The 17,748-nt window shown below is 67.4% G+C and carries 12 protein-coding genes; 1 reads left to right on the plus strand and 11 read right to left on the minus strand.

Annotated elements, in window-relative coordinates:
• Positions 1 to 67: 67 nt before the first annotated feature.
• Positions 68 to 430 carry an IS5 family transposase gene (locus ACTHQV_RS16610; RefSeq protein WP_440491850.1) on the minus strand — a complete coding sequence of 121 codons (363 nt, stop codon included), beginning with the start codon at positions 428 to 430 and terminating at the stop codon, positions 68 to 70.
• A 136-nt stretch (positions 431 to 566) separates the two neighbouring features.
• Positions 567 to 806, minus strand: a complete 240-nt coding sequence (locus ACTHQV_RS16615) for a transposase (protein WP_440491851.1) — start codon at positions 804 to 806, stop codon at positions 567 to 569.
• A 524-nt stretch (positions 807 to 1,330) separates the two neighbouring features.
• On the opposite strand from ACTHQV_RS16615, the gene ACTHQV_RS16620 reads away from it, so the two are divergent.
• The gene (locus ACTHQV_RS16620; protein ID WP_440491852.1) at positions 1,331 to 1,498 is read left to right on the plus strand and encodes a hypothetical protein; all 168 of its coding nucleotides are present in this window, start codon (positions 1,331 to 1,333) and stop codon (positions 1,496 to 1,498) included.
• Positions 1,499 to 1,915: 417 nt separating this feature from the next.
• Here ACTHQV_RS16620 and bglX read toward each other — a convergent pair whose 3' ends face one another.
• From bglX to ACTHQV_RS16665, 9 genes are all read right to left on the minus strand, one after another.
• Positions 1,916 to 4,270, minus strand: a complete 2,355-nt coding sequence (bglX, locus tag ACTHQV_RS16625) for a beta-glucosidase BglX (protein WP_440491853.1) — start codon at positions 4,268 to 4,270, stop codon at positions 1,916 to 1,918.
• Positions 4,271 to 4,295: 25 nt separating this feature from the next.
• A complete protein-coding gene (locus ACTHQV_RS16630) occupies positions 4,296 to 5,960 on the minus strand; it encodes a carboxylesterase/lipase family protein (protein WP_440491854.1) in 1,665 nt (554 codons plus the stop codon).
• A gap of 29 nt (positions 5,961 to 5,989) precedes the next feature.
• Complete coding sequence (locus tag ACTHQV_RS16635) at positions 5,990 to 8,212, minus strand: glycoside hydrolase family 3 C-terminal domain-containing protein (RefSeq protein WP_440491855.1); 2,223 nt, start codon at positions 8,210 to 8,212, stop codon at positions 5,990 to 5,992.
• Positions 8,209 to 9,720: a tannase/feruloyl esterase family alpha/beta hydrolase gene (locus tag ACTHQV_RS16640; protein ID WP_440491856.1), complete on the minus strand. Its 1,512-nt coding sequence runs from the start codon at positions 9,718 to 9,720 to the stop codon at positions 8,209 to 8,211. The genes ACTHQV_RS16635 and ACTHQV_RS16640 overlap by 4 nt, the downstream gene beginning before the upstream one ends.
• Positions 9,707 to 11,674, minus strand: coding sequence for an alpha/beta hydrolase domain-containing protein (locus ACTHQV_RS16645; RefSeq protein WP_440491857.1), 1,968 nt, complete (start codon positions 11,672 to 11,674; stop codon positions 9,707 to 9,709). The genes ACTHQV_RS16640 and ACTHQV_RS16645 overlap by 14 nt, the downstream gene beginning before the upstream one ends.
• On the minus strand, positions 11,671 to 11,979 hold the full coding sequence (locus ACTHQV_RS16650; RefSeq protein ID WP_440491858.1) for an AtuA-related protein: 309 nt from the start codon (positions 11,977 to 11,979) through the stop codon (positions 11,671 to 11,673). Before ACTHQV_RS16650 ends, ACTHQV_RS16645 begins: the two co-directional genes overlap by 4 nt.
• Entirely contained in the window at positions 11,966 to 13,336 is a 1,371-nt protein-coding gene (locus tag ACTHQV_RS16655; protein ID WP_440491859.1) for an acyclic terpene utilization AtuA family protein, read from the minus strand. Before ACTHQV_RS16655 ends, ACTHQV_RS16650 begins: the two co-directional genes overlap by 14 nt.
• On the minus strand, positions 13,336 to 14,619 hold the full coding sequence (locus tag ACTHQV_RS16660) for a CitMHS family transporter (protein ID WP_440491860.1): 1,284 nt from the start codon (positions 14,617 to 14,619) through the stop codon (positions 13,336 to 13,338). Before ACTHQV_RS16660 ends, ACTHQV_RS16655 begins: the two co-directional genes overlap by 1 nt.
• A 76-nt stretch (positions 14,620 to 14,695) precedes the next feature.
• Positions 14,696 to 17,728, minus strand: coding sequence for a TonB-dependent receptor domain-containing protein (locus ACTHQV_RS16665; protein ID WP_440491861.1), 3,033 nt, complete (start codon positions 17,726 to 17,728; stop codon positions 14,696 to 14,698).
• Positions 17,729 to 17,748 lie beyond the last annotated feature (20 nt).

Here is a 17,748-nt window from a genome sequence, read left to right on the forward strand (position 1 = left end):
GTCGAGATCAAATACACGGCTGCAGGACCAAATCGCGTACGAGCACCTGCACTTGGCTGTAGGCGAACTAGGCTGCGTGGACAAAGGGCAGCCACAGCGTAACTGACGCGAGCGCGACGAAGCCGAGGTAAGATTCCGCGGTCTTGTCGTAACGGGTAGCGACACGACGCCAATTCTTGAGTTTGTTGAACAGGCGCTCGACGAGATTACGCCAGCGGTATTTCTCGCGATCATGCGGGATCGGCGTTCGGCGGTTGCTCTTGGCTGGAATGACCGCCTCGACATCCACCTTTGCAAGTTCCGCGCGGATGGCGTCGGCGTCATAGCCCTTATCGGCAAGCAGCGCCTCGATCCGGTCGGCCAGCATCCCGAACAACGGTCCAAAGCCGTTCACATCGTGAGCCTGTCCGGGCGTCAAGACGAAGCACAACGGTCGGCCCTGACCATCGCAGCGGGCGTGCAGCTTGGTCGTGAAGCCGCCTCACGAACGGCCAAGCCCCTCGGCCTCCTGATCCCCTTTTTTAGCCCGACGGCGCGGTGGTGCGCCCGGACGACGGTGCTGTCGATCATGTCGGCGGTGGTGTCACGACGGCGGCGAGCGTCTCCAGCATGGCTTCGAACACGCCCGTCACGACCCAGCGGCGATACCGCCGGAACACGCTGTTCCACTTGCCATATTCGCTCGGAAGCTGCCGCCACTGCGCGCCTGTCCGCGCCATCCACACCATGCCCTCGAAATAGGGCCGGTTGTCGCCTGCGGGCCGGCAGCCACGACCGCGCTCAGCCGAGAGCAGTGGACCGATCACCGCCCACTCATCCTCGGATACCCCGATCCGCTCGCCCAATGCCGCCTCCAAAAAGGCAGCCCTGAATCAACCAGTCAGGCGCTCGTTAACCTTTGTCCACAAAACCTAGGAATGCAGGCGTTAAGCAACCTACTGGGCTTCGCTATTGCAGGCGTGGTTTCGGCACTGGAAGGCTGCAACGCGCCTGCGTTAATCGCAATCGCCGACAGACCTGGAACAAAGGCTACGTCGGATCGCCCAAAGCTGATTCCGTGAACATGTCATCGTGCGTTCCTGGGTCCGAGGCTCGTCCCCTAACGGCACGAGCCGACCAGTCTGTGCCAGCAGCTCGTAAGGCTAGGCTAACGCATCAACAATGCAGGCTGATCGTCACGCGACCTCGCAACGTTTCGCCAGTTGCTTCAGCTGACGATGCTGGATATCAGGCAAGATCCTGAGCAAGTCCCCGACGTGAGCCTCGACACCCACCGCCTCCAAGGTCAACAAGTCACGAACGCAAGTACCAAGTCCTTCAGGAGCTTAGGTTGAATATCCAAACGGCCAAGCGCCTTGCAAAGTCCGCAGGTTTGATGGACGTCTTAGAGGCTGCTGCATGCCTTGGATACAGCGAGGCAGTAATCGACATTTTCGTGTCGCTCGGCGCTACGGTCGAAGATGCCAAGCGTCTCGCTGGCCAGATGAAGTGCGAATGAGGCCAATCACGTACGTTCAGCATCGTTCCGACGCGGACACCGACTCGGCGAAGTGAACCGTCGGAGTTTGCCAGAGGCCATGCGTTGCGATGCAGCGCTGCTATATCGATGTTATTTGCGCCACGATAATTTTCCTCGTCGGCTTCGGCAGGCGGGATTTTGCCGATGCGTTCGAGTACAGCCACAACAAACTACTGAAAGCGCTCTAATAAGTCTGTGCGCATGCTAGTCGTTCTTTAACGGGTTTTCACTAATGGGGTCAAATACATTTCTTATTGATTTTCAAGGCTATAGCAAGAGTAACTCTAACGGTTCTGGTCAATGTTCCTCTGGAAAGACGCGCCATCCGCACGGCGGAGTAGTGCTGGCCCGCAGCCTTCGGCCGCTGCACTAGGCTGCGTCTCACCGACCGTCCGCTCACTTCTTCGCGGCAACCCAACCACTGCCCGCGCGCGGTGCGCCGCCAACGATAAAGGTCGCATGGGCTTCGGCCGTCGAACTTGCCCCGACCCACAGGTCGAACGTGCCGGGATCGATCACCCAGCCTTTGGCTGCGGTGCTCCAATATTGCAGGCTGCGTTCGTCGAGCGCGAAGCGGACCGTCCGCTGTTCGCCGGGGCGCAGCGACACGCGTTCGAACCCTTTCAGTTCGCGAACCGGGCGCGACGCTCTGCCCGATTGCTGGTGGATATAGAGCTGCACCACCTCGTCACCGGGGCGGGTGCCGCGGTTGGTCACCGGAACCGACACGACGACCCGTCCGCCCGGGGCCATGGTCGCGCTGTCGAGCACCGGCGCACCGATCTCGAATGTCGTATAGCTGAGCCCGTAGCCGAAGGGAAATTGCGGTGTCGACGGAATGTCCCAATAGCGCTTGCCCTGATCCTTCGGCGCATGGGTGGTGTTGTGCGCGTAATAGATCGGCACCTGCCCGACGCTGCGCGGCCATGTCACCGGCAGCTTGCCCCCGGGATTGACGTCGCCGAACAGCGTGCGCGCGATCGCGGTGCCGCCGCGCGTACCGCCATACCAGGCGTGGAGGATCGCCGGCGCGCGCTCGAGCACCGTGCCCAGTTCGAGCGGACGGCCGCTCATCGTCACCACCCGCACCGGCTTGCCGGTCGCCAGCATCGCCTCGAACAGGCGCAACTGGTCGCCCGGCAGTTTGAGGTCGGAACGCGATGCCCCCTCGCCGCTCATATCCTCCGCCTCGCCCAGCGTCAGGACGATCAGGTCGGAGCGCTTGGCAAGCGCCACCGCGCGGTCGAATTCGCTGGCGGCACGCGCCGCGTCCCAGCGCGGTTCGGGCTTCGCCGCGCCGGGAATGGTGATCGCCTCGAACATCGAGGGCACGTTGCGTTTCAGCTGAACGCCGGGCGCGGTCTCGACCGTGGCGGCACTGCCCAGCCGGTCGCGGACGCCCTCGAACACCGTGACCGTTTCGGGCAGGTCGTACTGGAACGCCCAGGGGCCTAGCATGTCGCGTTTCGAATTGGCCATCGCCCCGATCACCGCGACACGCTTGTGCGCGCCCGCTACCAGTGGCAGGGCGCCGCCCTCGTTCTTCAGCAGCACGAACGAACGTTCGGCCGCCGCCTGTGCTTCGCGGCGATGGGCAGGGTCGGCGAGCGTCACCTTGGCCTGCGCCTCATCGACATAGGGGCGCTCGAACAGTCCCATGCGGAATTTTCCGATCAGGATACGCCGGACCGCGCGGTCGAGCACCGCTTCGGTCAGCTTGCCGGCGCGTACCGACGCCGCCAGCGTCTCCGCCGAAGCGGCAGGCCCGAACGACATCTCCATGTCGTTGCCGGCATCGATGCTGCGCACCGCGGCATCGGCCTCGTCGCGGGCGAAATGCTGGATCACCTGGTTCTTGGTGCCGTTGGCATCGGACACGACCCAGCCGTCGAAACCCATCTGGTCGCGCAGCACGTCGGTCAGCAGCCATTTGTTGCCGACCGCCGGCACGTCGTTCAGGTCCATATAGGCGCTCATGACGTTGCCCGCCCCCGCCTGTACCGCCGCGGCAAAGGGCGGCAGGATGACGTTGTAGAGTTGCGATTCCGAAATATAGACGCTGTCGTAATCGCGCCCACCGTCCGCTGCGGCATAGCCGGCGAAATGCTTGGGTCCGGAGACGATGTGGCCGGGTGCGCCGATCGCCGGCCCTTGAAACCCCTTAACCTGCGCGCGCGCCATCGCCGATCCGAGGAACGGGTCCTCGCCTGCCCCCTCGACGATGCGGCCCCAGCGCGGATCGCGGGCGATATCGACCATTGGCGCGAATGCCCAGTGAATGCCGACCGCGCGCGCCTCGGCAGCGGCGACGGCCTGCGCCCGCTCGACGCCCGCCGGGTCCCAGGACGCGGCATTGGCGATCGGCACCGGGAAGATCGTGCGGAAGCCGTGGATCACGTCATAACCGAAGATCAGCGGCACCTTCAGCCGGGTCTCCTCGACCGCCACCCGCTGCAACCGGTTGATGACGGCGGGGTCGGTGACGAACAGCAGCGACCCGACCTTGCCCTGCTTCACGATCGGCGCGAACTGTTCGAACGCGCCGAACATGAACTGCTGCGAGACCTGCCCGGCCTTTTCCTCCAGCGTCATCGCGCGCAGCAGCAGGTCGGCGCGCTGTTCGGCGCTCAGCCGCGCGTTCATCCATGGTTGCGCCGCCGCCCCCGCCTGTCGCGCGGCAAGCGGGGCAGCGACCACAGCCGCCCCCGCCGCCAACGCCAATGCCCCGGCGGCCATCATCATCCTGCGCATCGCAATTCTCCCCCTGTTCGCCATCTTACTTCTTGACCGGAACGGTAGCGAGATCGCGATCGATCGTCGCCAGCAATTGATCGGTGAACTGGTCGGGCAGATAGGTCTGCAGCCCGTACAGCGTCGTGCCGCGCGCCATGTCGAGCTGCGGATTCTTGAGGAAAGCAGGGACGTGCCGTTCGAGCACGGCGCGGGTCGCCGGATTGTCGAGCAGCTCGCCGATCGGCGTCGTCAGCGTGGTGTAACGCCCCGATGCCTTGGCCGCCGCCAACGCCTGTGCCGCGCGGTCGATCTCCGCACCCCATGGATCGCGGGCGACCACGACCTTTCCGTTCGCGGCGAAGTCGGCGATCGTGTCGCTGGCGCGGGTATAGCGCGGCCAGTTGGGCAGCGTCCCGCCGTTCGGATCTCCGCGCTTCACGAAATTGGCGAGATAGCAGCTCATCGCCTCACCAACGCCCTCGTCCTTCGCGGTCGTCTGCGCGCCATATTTGATTGCGGTGTTGTCGAAGAAATAGGGGATGTCGGTCGCGTGCTGCGCGCCGCCCTGCCCGATCGAATCGGCGACATAGGAGAAGCGATAGCCCCAGACCGGTACGCCCTTGTCGGCGATCATCCCCGAAGCCTCGCGCCCGCCGGCGATCATGAAGCCGCTCTTGCCGCCGATATCGGCGCTGGTTGCCCCGATCATCATCGGCATTCGGGCGAAACGATCCTGTTCATACGCCTTGCGCACGTCGACCACGACCTTGCCATCGACGAACGGGCCCGAATTGGTCGGTGGAGCGCCTGCCCGGCCGGACATCTGCGCCATGTTCAGCCCGTCGAGCACGTCCTCCGCCGACAGCGCCCGCAAGCGTTGCAGCGCGTCGGGGGCGGCGGGGTCGATGCCCTTGGTCCGGGCGAAGTTGCCGCCGATCTTCTCGACATCCGCCAGCGTGTTGCCGGTGAACGCCTTGGCATCGCCGCCCGACATCACCACCGCCTTGTTGAACAGACCCTTTGCCTCCGGCGAGGTGACCAGCGCATGGACCGAAATGCCGCCGGCACTCTCGCCCGAAATCGTCACGTTCGCCGGATCGCCGCCGAACGCGGCGATGTTACGCTTGACCCATTGCAGCGCGGCGACCTGATCCATGATCCCGTAATTGCCCAGCCGCCCGCCATCGGCATTGGCCGCGGTCAGTTGCGGCAGCGCGAAGGTGCCGAACCGGCCGACGCGGTAGTTGAAGCTGACGAACACCACGCCCTTCTTCGCCATGTTCGCCCCGGCATAGGTCGGCGGCGAGGCGCCACCGTTCACGAAGCCGCCGCCATAAATCCAGACCAGCACCGGCAGCTTGCCCTTGGCGCCCGCCGGCCGCCAGACATTGGCGTAGAGGCAGTCCTCGGCCGGCGTCGTGCCGAGCGGGGCGGCGTCGCTCGGGAACGGCTTCTGCATGCAGTCCGAACTATATTGCGTGGCGTCGCGCACGCCGGTCCATTTCGCGGCCGGTTGCGGGGCGCGCCAGCGCAGCGGACCGACCGGCGGCGCGGCGAAGGGAATGCCCTTCCAGCTTTCGACGCCGTCCGCCACCTGCCCGCGCACGGCTCCGTTATCGGTACGGACGGTGGGCCCGGCAGGCTGGGCGGCGGCGGGAATGGCGGTCAGCGCGGTGGCGACGATCAGGGCCTGGGTGATGCGGTTCATCGGTATGGATTCCTTCGGGCTAGGCGAGGTCAGGAAGCGGGGCAGAGCCGGGCGCCCTTCAGCGCAGCGGCAGAGAGGGTCAGATCGGCTTGCGCAGCGCGATCGGCGGACGATCCGCCGAGCGTGAAGCCGATGCGGCCGGTCGTCGGGCGCCAGCAGCTTTGCGCGACGTCGTAATCGGACACCGATCGCGGATCGACGGCGATGCTGACCGTACGGCTCTGGCGGGGGGCCAGATCGACCTTGGCGAAACCGGCAAGGCGGCGGGGTGCCTCCCAGCCGGGCGCGGCGGCATAGAGCTGTGCCACCGCCTTGCCGGCGACGCGGCCGGTGTTCGCGACCCTGAACCGCGCCTCGATCGCGCCGTTCTTCGCGGTCAGGGTCAGGTCGCTGTAGCGGAAGTCGGTGTAGGATAGGCCGTGGCCAAAGGCGAAGGCGGGGGCGAGCCCCTTCGCATCGAACCATTTATAGCCGACGCTCGCCCCTTCGGTATAGCGGAACTCGCCCTTTGCCGGCGGCTGCGGATGGGGCAGCTGGTCGAGGCTGGCGGGGAAGGTCATCGGCAGGTGGCCCGAAGGATTGACCCGCCCGGTCAGCACGTCGGCGATCGCCTCCCCACCCTCCGTCCCCGGATACCAGGCGGTCAGGATGCCGGCGATGCGCGGCGCCCAGGGGGTGAGCACCGGTCCGCCATTTTCCAGCACGACGACGGTGCGGCGATTGGCGCCGGCCACCGCATCGATCAGCGCGTCCTGATTATCGGCCAGCGTCAGCGACACGTCGAACGCCTCGCCCGCCCATTGCGTCGCGAACACGATGGCGAGGTCGGCCTGTGCGGCAGCGGCCGCCGCCGCCGCGCGATCAGTGCCGTCGACGAAATCGATCGTCGCACCGGGCAGGCGACGACGCAGCGCCTCCAGCGGCGAGGACGGATAATACATCACCGGTCCCGGCCAGAAGGTGGGTTGCAACCCCGGAACGGCATTGCCCCCCTTGGGATAGACCAGCGACGATCCGCCGCCCGCCAGCACACCCTTGTCGGCATGGCCGCCGATCACCACGATCCGCTTCGCGCTCGCCGCCAGTGGCAGGACGTTCCCACTGTTCTTCAGCAGCACGATCGCCTCCGCCGCATCGGCGCGGCTGACCGCACCGTTGCGCGCCAGCATGTCGGCGGGTAGGTCGAACGGCGCGGCGGTTACCGGCTGGTCGAACAGTCCGTGGCGCAGCATCGCATATAGGATGCGCCCGACCATCGCGTCGATCCGCGCGGGCGGCACCCGCCCCTCGGCGATCGCGCGGCGCATATCCTCGCCGAAGAACGGCTTCACGTCGAAGGGATAGCCCGATTGCTGGTCGAGCCCCGCCGCCGATGCCGCCTCGGTCGAATGGGTCGCGCCCCAGTCGGACATGACATAGCCCTTGAAGCCCCACTCGTCGCGCAGCACCTTCGTCAGCAGCCACGGATTTTCGCACGAGAACGGCCCGTTGACGCGGTTATAGGCGCACATCACCGCGCCGGGATCGCCGCGCTCGATCGCGATTTCGAAGGCGAGCAGGTCGGACAGATGCGCCGCCTTCGGGTCGATCACCGCATTGCCGGCGTTGCGATCGGTCTCCTGATCGTTCAGCGCAAAATGCTTCATGGTCGAGATGACGTGCTGCGACTGGATGCCGGCGATCTGCGCGCCCGCCATGGTGCCCGCGAGCAACGGGTCTTCGCCGGCATATTCGAAATTGCGCCCGTTGCGCGGTTCGCGCGTTAGGTTGACGCTTCCACCGAGCAGGACGTTGAAGCCCGAGGCATGGGCCTCCGCCCCGATCATCGCCCCGCCACGCTTGGCGAGGTCCGGGTTCCAGGTGGCGGCGGTGGCGAGGCCGGAGGGGAGCGCGGTCCGTTCGCGCTTGCGCTTGGCCCCGCCCTGGCTGGCGACGCCGATCCCGGCATCGGCCTGCCACTGCGCCGGGATGCCGAGCCGGGGGATACCGGGGACATAGCCCGCCGACCCTTCGCGTGCACCGGCGGGGGCGGTGAACTGTTTGGGGGGAAAGTCGGTGGCGAACTGGCCGAAGATCAGCGTCAGCTTCTCCTCCGGCGTCATCGTCGCCAGCAGCGCGGCGACGCGCGCCTCGGTCGGCCGGCTGGCGTCCATCCACGGGCCGGTCGCGACCGGCGCCGTCTGGGCGACGGCCGTCATCGGCACCGGCGCGGCAAGCGCGATACCCGCGACAATGGGCAGCAGGGGTTTCAAGCGGTCTTCTCCCTCGGTTCGCTGTTCTGGTTCTTGTCGGTCGTGCGGCGGCAGGCGAAGCTGTCCGCCGATGCCGGGTCGCCGCCGATATGGACGGCGCGCGCCGGGTGGGGGCAGAGCGGGCGGGTGGCGTTCGCCGCCGGATCGGTCGGGCGGGCAATCAGCCGGTCGGGCGCATGTCCCCGTTCGACCCACGCCTCGATCGCCTGCTGCGGATCGAAGCGCGTGAAGCCCGGACCACCGCCGCAATGGCCCATGCCGGGAGCGAGGAACAGGCGATACCAGTCGGCGGTCGGCGTTAGTGCGGCGACCTTTGCGTGATATTCGGTGGAGTCGAGCGGCGACACCACCGGATCGGCTAGACCGTGATAGTGGAGCAGCTTGCCGCCGGACGCGCGGAAGCGCGCAAGGTTGGGGTCGACCGCATCGATCACCGGCGACAGGGTGCGACGAACGCGATCGAGGTCGCGGCCGAAATCGAACCGCCACCACGACCATGCCGGATCGGCAAAGGCCCATACCCGCCAGAAGCCGGTCCGCGCCGGCTGCGGTCGCCCGCCATCGGACAGATAGGCCGCCCAGCCCGCTTCGCTGCCCGGCAGCCACGGGTTGGTAACCCGCACGCCGCTGCGCGGGTCGACTGCGCCGCGATACATTAGGCGGGCGGCGGCGACCTGTTGGGCGAACAGGCACGGTTCGGCCCGGCCGGGTGCGCACGCAAGGACGCCGGGATCGAAGCGGCAGGCGGCGGGATCGTTCAGCCAGTCATCGCCGGCAAGGCCGCCCGCGGCGGCACCATTGCCGACCCGACAGGTCGCCAGCGCGCCTCGTTGCAGCAACGCGAGTTCGCGCTGGCCAAGGATCGGGTGGGCATCGTCGCCCGCTTCATGGTTGGCGCGATATTGCCACAGGAACGCGGCATTCAGCCGGACCCGCGCCGCACCCGGCGCGCCCGCCACGATCCCGTCGAAATCGCGCGGAAAGCGCTGCGCCTCCATCAGCGCCTGATGCCCGCCGGTCGAACAGCCGTTGAAATAGCGATAGCGCGGCGCGCGACCATAATAGCGCGTGGTCACGCGACGGGCGGCAACCGCGCTCACATGGACCGCGCGCCAGCCCCAATCGACGATCGCCTGCGGCCGGCCCAGCGCGAAATCTGGATCGTCGCCGTCATGGCCGGTATCGGTCGCGACCACCGCTGCGCCCCGCGACAATTGCTCGGTCATCGCCGCCAGCGGCAGCCGCGACGAATAGCCGCCATTGCCGAGCATCACCATCCGTCCGCTCCACGCAGTGCGCGACGGCAACCATAGCTGGTACCCGATCCGCGACCCGGCGACCGGCCGCAGCACCCCGCTCACCCGGCAGACGCCGTCAGCCTCGGTCACCGTCGTCTCTCGTCCGGCGAGTGCGGCACAGGATCGGGCGGTCGCATCGAGAGATCCGGTCAGCAGCGTCGCGATCGCCGTGGCGATACCGGCAAGGCGGACGGGATCAGCGCAGGACATCGCTGGCCTCCGCCTCTGCAATCGTGCGGGCGGCATCCTCGGGCAGCAGCCAGCCGTCGCGTACCTGTCGCTCTGCGGCGGCGCGGACCTGTGCGACGAAGCCTGCATGGTCGCCGTAGCGTGCCGCCAGCGACGGACGCGGATCGCTACGCTGCCGCCGCTCCGCCTCGGTCCGGGCGAAGGGCACGAAGCCGCCGATAAAGCCGCACGACCCGCCACGGCCATAGCCGGCGGTGCGGACGTTCCAGCCGGTATAGGTACCGATCGGTACCGCCAGCGCGACCAGCGGGACACCGCCGACCTCGTTCCCGTCGCGGTCGACGCGCGGCACGCGGGCCGGCAGGATGCGGCGGATGCGCGGTGGCTGGCGCGACGCCACGCCGCTTTCGTCGGCATAGCGGAACTGCGGCCCGACATCGTAATCCAGCATGCGGTTCAGCGCGGTCTGCGGCAACGGCACGCCCGGTATCGCCGGCCATCCCATCGCCGCCGCATCGGGTCGCACCAGCGTGCCGGCGGCGATCGTCGGATAACGGCTGTCGGGCGGCGCACGATCGTCGCGGACCCATTCGACCAGCCGGGCGAGCAGGGCCCGGCGGACATCGGCGGTCCGCACCGGGTTCAGCGGCAGCGCGCAGGGCGGATAGCCCGGCGGGGTCGCTTCGCCGGCCAGCGGAAAGCCGCCGCGCTGCGACCCGCCATGGGTGACCGATCCGAAATAATAGCGGCGGACATCCGCGGGCAGCGGCAGGTCGCGACGGGCATCGGTGCCGACCAGTCCCGGCGCCAGTCGCAAGCCCCAGATTTCGGCCGAGCCGATCGTCTCGATGATTTTCGGACAGGTGTTGCTCGCGCGGCACCGGTCGAGCAGGCTGGAGGTACCGCGCCCGCGCGTCCGGTCATGGTAGCGGCTCCACCACAGCGCACCCTCGCTGCCCAGTTCGAACAGGTCGGCGGCACCACCCGGCACGGCGAAGCGGATGTTGAGCGGCACCTGTCGCGCAGCGATATCGGGGTTGGCGCCGTCGAATACCCGCCGCCCGGATTCATCGGCATTGAAGCCCAGATGCAGGAAGCTCTTGACGAAATTGCCCGATTGGGACGTGCCGGTGACGATCGGCCAGCGGACGAGACCGGCGACCGGATTGGCATTGCCATGGTCGTCGCGCGATCCATGCCGCAGGAACGCGACCAGATCGCGGACCGCCGCAAAGCCGATGCCCAGCACCTGCGGATCGCGCCCCGTATAGACCAGCGTATAGGCCCGGTCCGCGACGAAGCCGCCGCGGACGCAGAGCTGCCGCGGGTCCGGCGTCCCCGGAAAGGGGCGGGTGCGACAATCTGCGAATGCCCAGTCGCCCGCCGCGATCGGGATCAACGGCGCGCCATCCGCCGTCTGCATCCACAACCGCGCCGCGCGCGTATCGAGCGACACTGGCAGCGGACGCGCGACCGGGCGGACGATGCCACCGACGATCGGCACGCTCGCGCTGCCCGCCGCGACGCCGACGAAGCGTTGCAGGACCGGCCCGGTCAGTCCAGCGGCGATCGGCACCGTCGCGGTCTGTACCCCCGGTTGCGGCGCGATATCGCCCTGCCAGCCGCTGATGACCCGGATGTGGCCGGAGGGGTCGGGTTCGATTCGGGCGTTGCCGCGATTGGGCACGTCGTAGAACAGCACGCCGCTGGCCCGCGTCGGATCGTTCGGCCGGACGATCGCGAAGGTCGCGCCATAGACCACCGTTCCGCGCGCGCTGCGCGGCGCCGCCGACAGGTCGGTGATGATGCGGTTGTGCGGATCGTTGGGGTCGAGTTCGCCTTCATAGCGGCCGCGCAGCAGGGTGAAGCCGTCGCCCGCCGGTTCGCTGCGCTCGACCACGATCCGCGTTACCCGCGCCTCGGCCATGGTCGGCAAGGCGATCAGCGCAAGCGCCAGCCAGCCCGCGCCCCTCATTCCTCTTCCCCGATCGTGAGGGCGAGGAGATGCGCGCCCAGCGTCTTGCCATGAGCGTCGAGCGCCAGCGAACGGGTGACGCCACCGCTCAACGCCCCCTCCAGCACGAAATTCAGCGCGCCCAGCTGCGGCACTTCGTAGCGGCGGACCGATCCTGCGGCCACGCCGAGCGCCGCACCGACCCGTGCCGCATCGAGCGCCCGCGCGATCCGCGGATAGTCGGCCGCGCGATAGGCGATGACCGAAATCTGCGAGATATCGCCTTTGTCGCCGGTGCGGACATGGGCCAGATCACGCAGCAGCATCGCCGGCCTCCACGATGTGCAGCTTTGGCGCGGTCGCGTCGCGCGGGATCAGGCAGGAGGCGATCGCGACCACCCGGCGGATGCCGCGGCTGACGCCGCCGCCGCCGAACGGCCCGTTGGTATAGAGCGCCTCGACCTCCGCGCCGATCGCCTGAGCGCCCGCCGCACTCGGGCTGCGTCCGACGATCCGCGCGCGAACCTCGCCGCCGCCGTCACCACAGTCGTCCGCCGTCCGTGTCACCGCGTCCAGCCCGATGACGTCGCAGCGAATCTCACGAACGTCCGCGCCGGTCAGCGCCAGCCGTTCGCGCACGATGTCGAGCGCCAGCCGCGCGCGCGCGATCGCGCCCGGCCCGGCATAGGAAATCTGCCCTTCGCCGATAAAGCCGTCGTCGTAACCGATCGATACCTTCAGCGAGGCCGGCTGTGTCCGCCCCGCGCCGCCCGATACCGCGACCCGGTCGGCCGCGACCTGTTCGAAGCGCACCCGGCTGAAGTCTGCGGTGACATCGGCCTGGAGATAGGCGGCGGGGTCGAGAATCTCGTAGAGCAGTTGTTCGGTGCAGGTGGCGACCGACAACAGCCCGCCCGACCCCGCGACCTTGCCGAGCAGCGCATCGCCATTCGCATCGACATCGGCGAAGGGAAAGCCGAGCCGGGCGAGGCCGGCCACGTCCTTGCGCCCCGGATCGGCGAAATAGCCGCCGGTCAACTGCCCTGCGCATTCGAGCAGATGCCCGACCAGCGTGCCGCGCCCGATCCGGTCCCAGTCGTCGGGCGACCAGCCGAAGCGGTGAATCAAAGGGGCGAGGAACAGCGACGGATCGCCGACCCGCCCGGTGATGACGATATCGGCCCCGACATCGAGCGCGGCGACGATGCCATCCGCGCCCAGATAGGCGTTGGCCGATACCATCCGGTCGCGCAGCGCGGCGACCGTCCCCGCCCCGTCGATCAGCGGCGGATCGCTGTCGGCCAGCACCGCCAGCACGTCGTCGCCGGTCACGGCGCCGATCCGCAGGTCGGGCAGGCCCAGTTCACGGGCGACGCGGGCGACGGCATGGGCGGCGGCGATCGGGTTGGCCGCCCCGGCATTGGTGATGATCCGGACGCCGCGTGCGGCGGCGGCGGGCAGGACGCGCCGCATCCGTTCAACCAGCATCGGGTCGAACCCGTCCGCCGGATCGGCCTGCAACCGTTCCTGTGCCAACGCGATGGTGCGTTCGGCAAGACATTCGAAGACGAGGAAGTCGAGCTCGCCCCGCTCGACCAGTTCGATGGCGGGTTCGATCCGGTCGCCGGCAAAGCCCGACCCGGCCCCGATCCGCACGAAATCCCGTTGCAGCCGCTCGCTCATCATAGCGGGATCACCCCGATCAGCAACGCGGCGACGGTCATCACCAGGCTGGCGGCGAACAGCCACGGGATCGCGAACCTTTGGTGTGCGCCTAGTTCGATCCCGCTCAACCCCGCGACGAGGAAGGTGGCGGGCGTCAGCGGGCTGATCGGAAAGCCGGTCGTCATCTGCCCCAGCAGCGCGGCGCGGCCGATCTCCTCGGGGCGGATGCCGAACCCGGCCCCCATTTCCGCGATCACCGGCAGCACGCCGAAGTAGAAGGAATCGGGATCGAAGACGAGGCTGAGCGGCATCGCCACGACGGCGAGGATCGCGGCGAGATGCCCGCCGACCGCCGCCGGCAGATGCCCCGCCCCCGCCGCCGCCATCGCGCCGATCATGCCCGAACCGGTCATCACGCCGGTGAAGACCCCTGCCGCCAGCAGGATGCTTGCCATCAGCAGTGCGGCATGGGCGTGCGCGTCGATGCGCTCGCGCTGCGCCTTGGCACCGGGATAGTTGACCAGCAGCGCCAGCGCGGTGCCGATCATGAAGACGACCACCGGTTCGACCAGCCCCGACACCATCGTGCCGACCACCGCCAGCGTCAGGACGATGTTGACCGCGAACCGCCAGCCATCCACCGGCGGGGCGGGCGCCAGTTCGGCCTCGACGGCATCGAAGGCCGACGATCCCGCCAGCCGCACCCGCTCGCGCCGCCCCAGCCACCATGATGCCGCCCCGACGAACCCCAGCCCGACCAGCTGCACCCCGATCATCGGTGTGAACAGCGTCGACGTCGGCACGCCGAGCGAGGCGGAGGCGCGCAGCGTCGGCCCGGTCCAGGGCAGAAAATTGACCCCCGCCGCCATCGATGCGGTGCACGCCAGCACCCGGCGGTCCATGCCGATCCGGTCATAGACCGGGCGCAGCGCGGGGATGGTCACGAGGAAGCACACCGCCCCCGACCCGTCGAGATGGATCAGCAGCGCCAGCATCGCGGTGCCAAGCGCGATCCGTTCGGGGCTGTTCCCGACCATCCGCACGACGAACCCGACGAGTGGAGCCAGCAGTCCGGCATCGGTCATCACTCCGAAGAACAGGATGGCGAAGATGAACATCCCCGCGACCGGCGCGATCTTGCCCAGCCCGGTCAGGATATAAGCCGGGACCTGATCGCCCAGCCCGGCGATCGCAGCCGCCGCTACCGGTATCAGGATCAGCGCAACCAGCGGCGATACCCGACCGGACAGGATGGCAGCGAGCAGCGTCGCGATCGCCGCGAGTCCGATGAATGCCAACATCCCCCCCCCCGCCCTCGTATTCGAGTGAAACCGGTCCGTCGCATCGTGGAACCGATCACGATGCGACGGCAAGTCCTTAAAAATTGAACGTGACCTGCATCGTCGCCGTCCGTCCGAACGGGTTCGAATAGGCGCCGTTGAACGCGCCGTTCGACGTGATCGCGATCGGCGGATCACGGTCGAACAGATTGAGGATGGTGAGCGACGTCCGGAACCCGCTGAACGGCGTGCCGGCATCCTTCAGGTCGGCGGCATAGCCCAGCGTCAGGTCGACCGTCGTCCATGCATCGACCTTTTGCAGCGGTATCGACTGGCCGATGGGGCCGAGCGCAAGGTCGTTCAGGTAGGAACCGATATAGTTGACGAAGGCATTGGCACTGACCCCGCGATACAGCAGCCCGAGCGAACCGCGTCCGCGCCATTCGGTCGGCGAGTTGTAATAGCCCAGCCGGTCGACGAACGGGGCGCCGGCAACGACCTGTTCCTCGTTGCTGATCGTCCAGCTGACCGCGGCCGATGCGTTTACGGTCAGCCCGTCGAACTTGTGCAGATAGTTGATCGACGCATCCAGCCCGTCCTGCCGCGTTGCGGCCAGATTGGCGTTACGCCCGTCGATCAGCACGTTGACCGCGCACGGATTGGGCAGCGTGCCATATAGCAGCGTGCGGCTGAGATAGGTGCGCAGCACCGGATCGAAGGTCGCCGGATCGGTATTTACGCAGCCGCCGGGGTTGGCGATCGGCAGGATGAACTGGCTGTAGCCGTTATAGCCGGGATAGGCGCCGGCCTGGAACGCTGCGATCGAATTGGGCTGCTGGATGCGGCCGGTATAGCGGATATTGTAATAGGTCGCCTCGGCGGTGAAGTCGCCAAGCTTCAGATTGCCGCCGACCGACCAGTTGGTCGCCTTTTCCGGTTGCAGTTCGGGGTTCGATCCGACGACGACGCCGATGTTGGTGAAGCCCGGCCCCGCCCCGTTCACGACCCGCGGATCGTTGTTCGAGAAGGAGAAGCCGCCGACCGCCGAATAGGAGAACAGATTGACGTCGGGCAGCGACGGCGCCCGGAACGACGTGCCCCATGATCCGCGCAGGCTGAAGATGTCGCTCACCACCCATGTCCCGCCGATCTTGGGATTGGAGGTCGATCCGACGTCCGAATAATCGTCGTACCGGATCGCAGCGTCGATCGTCAGGCTCTTGATGAGCGGGATGCCCATCTCCTCGCCGATCAGCGGGACGTAGAGTTCGCCGAATGCCGACCAGATCGTACGCGACAGGCGGCTGTTGTCCGCCGTGGTGTCGAGCAGGAAATCGTTGGTGGCGCTGCGGTTCGCGCCGTTGATGTTGAAGTTGTACTGCTTGTTGTGTTCGCCGCCGAACGCCGCGCGCACGCTGCCCGCCGGGACCGCGAACAACGGGCCGTCGAACTTGACCAGCGCATTGTCCAGCCCGTTGCCGCTGCGCTGGACATTGTCGCCGGCGATGGTGGCCAATTGCGCGGGCGTCAGCGCCAGCGCGCTCAGCGGATTGATCGCGCCCAGATTGATCTGATATTGCAGGGCATTGGGATTGATGTTCGTCCCGCTCTGGCAGTAATTGCACGCCTCGTCGCGACCATAGGTGTAATAACCCTCCGCCCGCCAACTCCATGGCAGCTTCACCCGCGCCCCGGCGGTGATCGAATAGGTTTCCGACCGGTTGTCGAAGTTGCTCGAACCGATATCCTTGAGCGCGCTATACTGCACGTTCAGCGGCGCGTTCGTCGCCACGCCGGGAATGCCCGCGATATAATAGGGATTGCGCGTCGCCGTCACCGCGCCGCTGGCGTCGAACAGGAATGGCGACAGCGTCACATTCTGCACCGCCGATGCCGGCGACCGGGAAAAGGTGTGCCGGTTCGAATAGGTCCCCTGCACGAACGCCTCGATCGACGGGCCGAATTCCTGGTTGGCGAACAGCGACACCTGATGCCGGTCGAGCCGCCCGGTATAGTCGTTATAATAGGCATTGTCAGTCAGGTTCGGCTGATTGACCAGCAGGTCGCTGGGGCGCAGCCCGACATTCGCCCCCTGCGGCAGCCCGTAATAGGTATAGAAACCCGCTCGCGGCAGCACCGGGTTCTGCGATCCGTTGGCATTCTGGACATAGATGTTGGCGGGACCCGCCAGCGTGGCAGTGGTGCCGTTCAGCCGGTTGTCCGGCCCGCCGAACGGCCGCAGATCGTTGAACAGGAAGCGGTTCTTGGCCCGCAGGAACGGATCGCGGTGCGTATATTCGTAGCTGACCAGCACATTGCCCGAGCCCAACCCGCCAAGGCCGCTCCACGTCGTGCCCGCGGTGATCGACGGCTGGATCTGGAAACCGCCCGACTGGTTGGTCACGCGGTTCGATGCCTCGATCCCGTCGAAATCCTTGCGCAGCACGAAATTGACGACACCGGCCACCGCGTCCGAACCATAGATGGCCGAAGCGCCGTCGGCGATCACTTCGATCCGGGCGACGGCGGCGATCGGCACCTGATTGGCCTCGGTGAAGTTGGATGCAGCGCCGGTGCCGACGACCCGGTGACCATCGACCAGCGTCAGCGTCGCCTGCGCCCCGAGGCCGCGCAGGTTGATCGCCGAACCCTGCTGCGAGTTGTACGACCCCTGCGTCCCGCCTTCGCGGAAATCGCCGAGGTTACGGACCTGCGGCAGCGTGTTGACCGCATCGGCGACCGACGCGACCCCACTGGCGATGATCGTCTCTCGCGTCAGCGTCACCGCCTCGCTGCCGACCGCCTTCACACCCGAAATGTTGGTGCCGGTGACGACGATATCGGGGCCTTCGCCGGTACGGGCATCGTTCGACAGCGCGCCCTGCTGATCGACATCGTCGCCCGCATCGCCAGCGACGCCGCTCGGGGCGTTGGGCGATCCCGCGACACTCGCACCGGCGGCAGGATCCTGCGCGCTCGTCGTCTGCGCAGGATCGATCGCGGGCGTGGGCAGGCCAGCCGAGCCGTCCTGCCCGCCAATGGCCGATGTGCCGGCAATGGCAGGCGATGTGAGCCCAAGCGCCAAGGCGGTCAGGCTGGTGCGCGTGAAACAAGTCGTACGACCTTGCATGGAAACCTCCCCTGTGAGGA

Origin of the sequence: Sphingomonas sp. SAFR-052, from assembly GCF_051965015.1 — a bacterium.
In the GTDB taxonomy this organism is placed as follows: domain Bacteria; phylum Pseudomonadota; class Alphaproteobacteria; order Sphingomonadales; family Sphingomonadaceae; genus Sphingomonas.

Coding starts and splice junctions, on each gene's coding strand:
- bglX (WP_440491853.1), bottom strand. CDS start 4,270: ATGCGCAGGATGATGATGGCCGCCGGGGCATTGGCGTTGGCGGCGGGG.
- ACTHQV_RS16630 (WP_440491854.1), bottom strand. CDS start 5,960: ATGAACCGCATCACCCAGGCCCTGATCGTCGCCACCGCGCTGACCGCC.
- ACTHQV_RS16640 (WP_440491856.1), bottom strand. CDS start 9,720: ATGTCCTGCGCTGATCCCGTCCGCCTTGCCGGTATCGCCACGGCGATC.
- ACTHQV_RS16645 (WP_440491857.1), bottom strand. CDS start 11,674: ATGAGGGGCGCGGGCTGGCTGGCGCTTGCGCTGATCGCCTTGCCGACC.
- ACTHQV_RS16650 (WP_440491858.1), bottom strand. CDS start 11,979: ATGCTGCTGCGTGATCTGGCCCATGTCCGCACCGGCGACAAAGGCGAT.
- ACTHQV_RS16655 (WP_440491859.1), bottom strand. CDS start 13,336: ATGAGCGAGCGGCTGCAACGGGATTTCGTGCGGATCGGGGCCGGGTCG.
- ACTHQV_RS16660 (WP_440491860.1), bottom strand. CDS start 14,619: ATGTTGGCATTCATCGGACTCGCGGCGATCGCGACGCTGCTCGCTGCC.
- ACTHQV_RS16665 (WP_440491861.1), bottom strand. CDS start 17,728: ATGCAAGGTCGTACGACTTGTTTCACGCGCACCAGCCTGACCGCCTTG.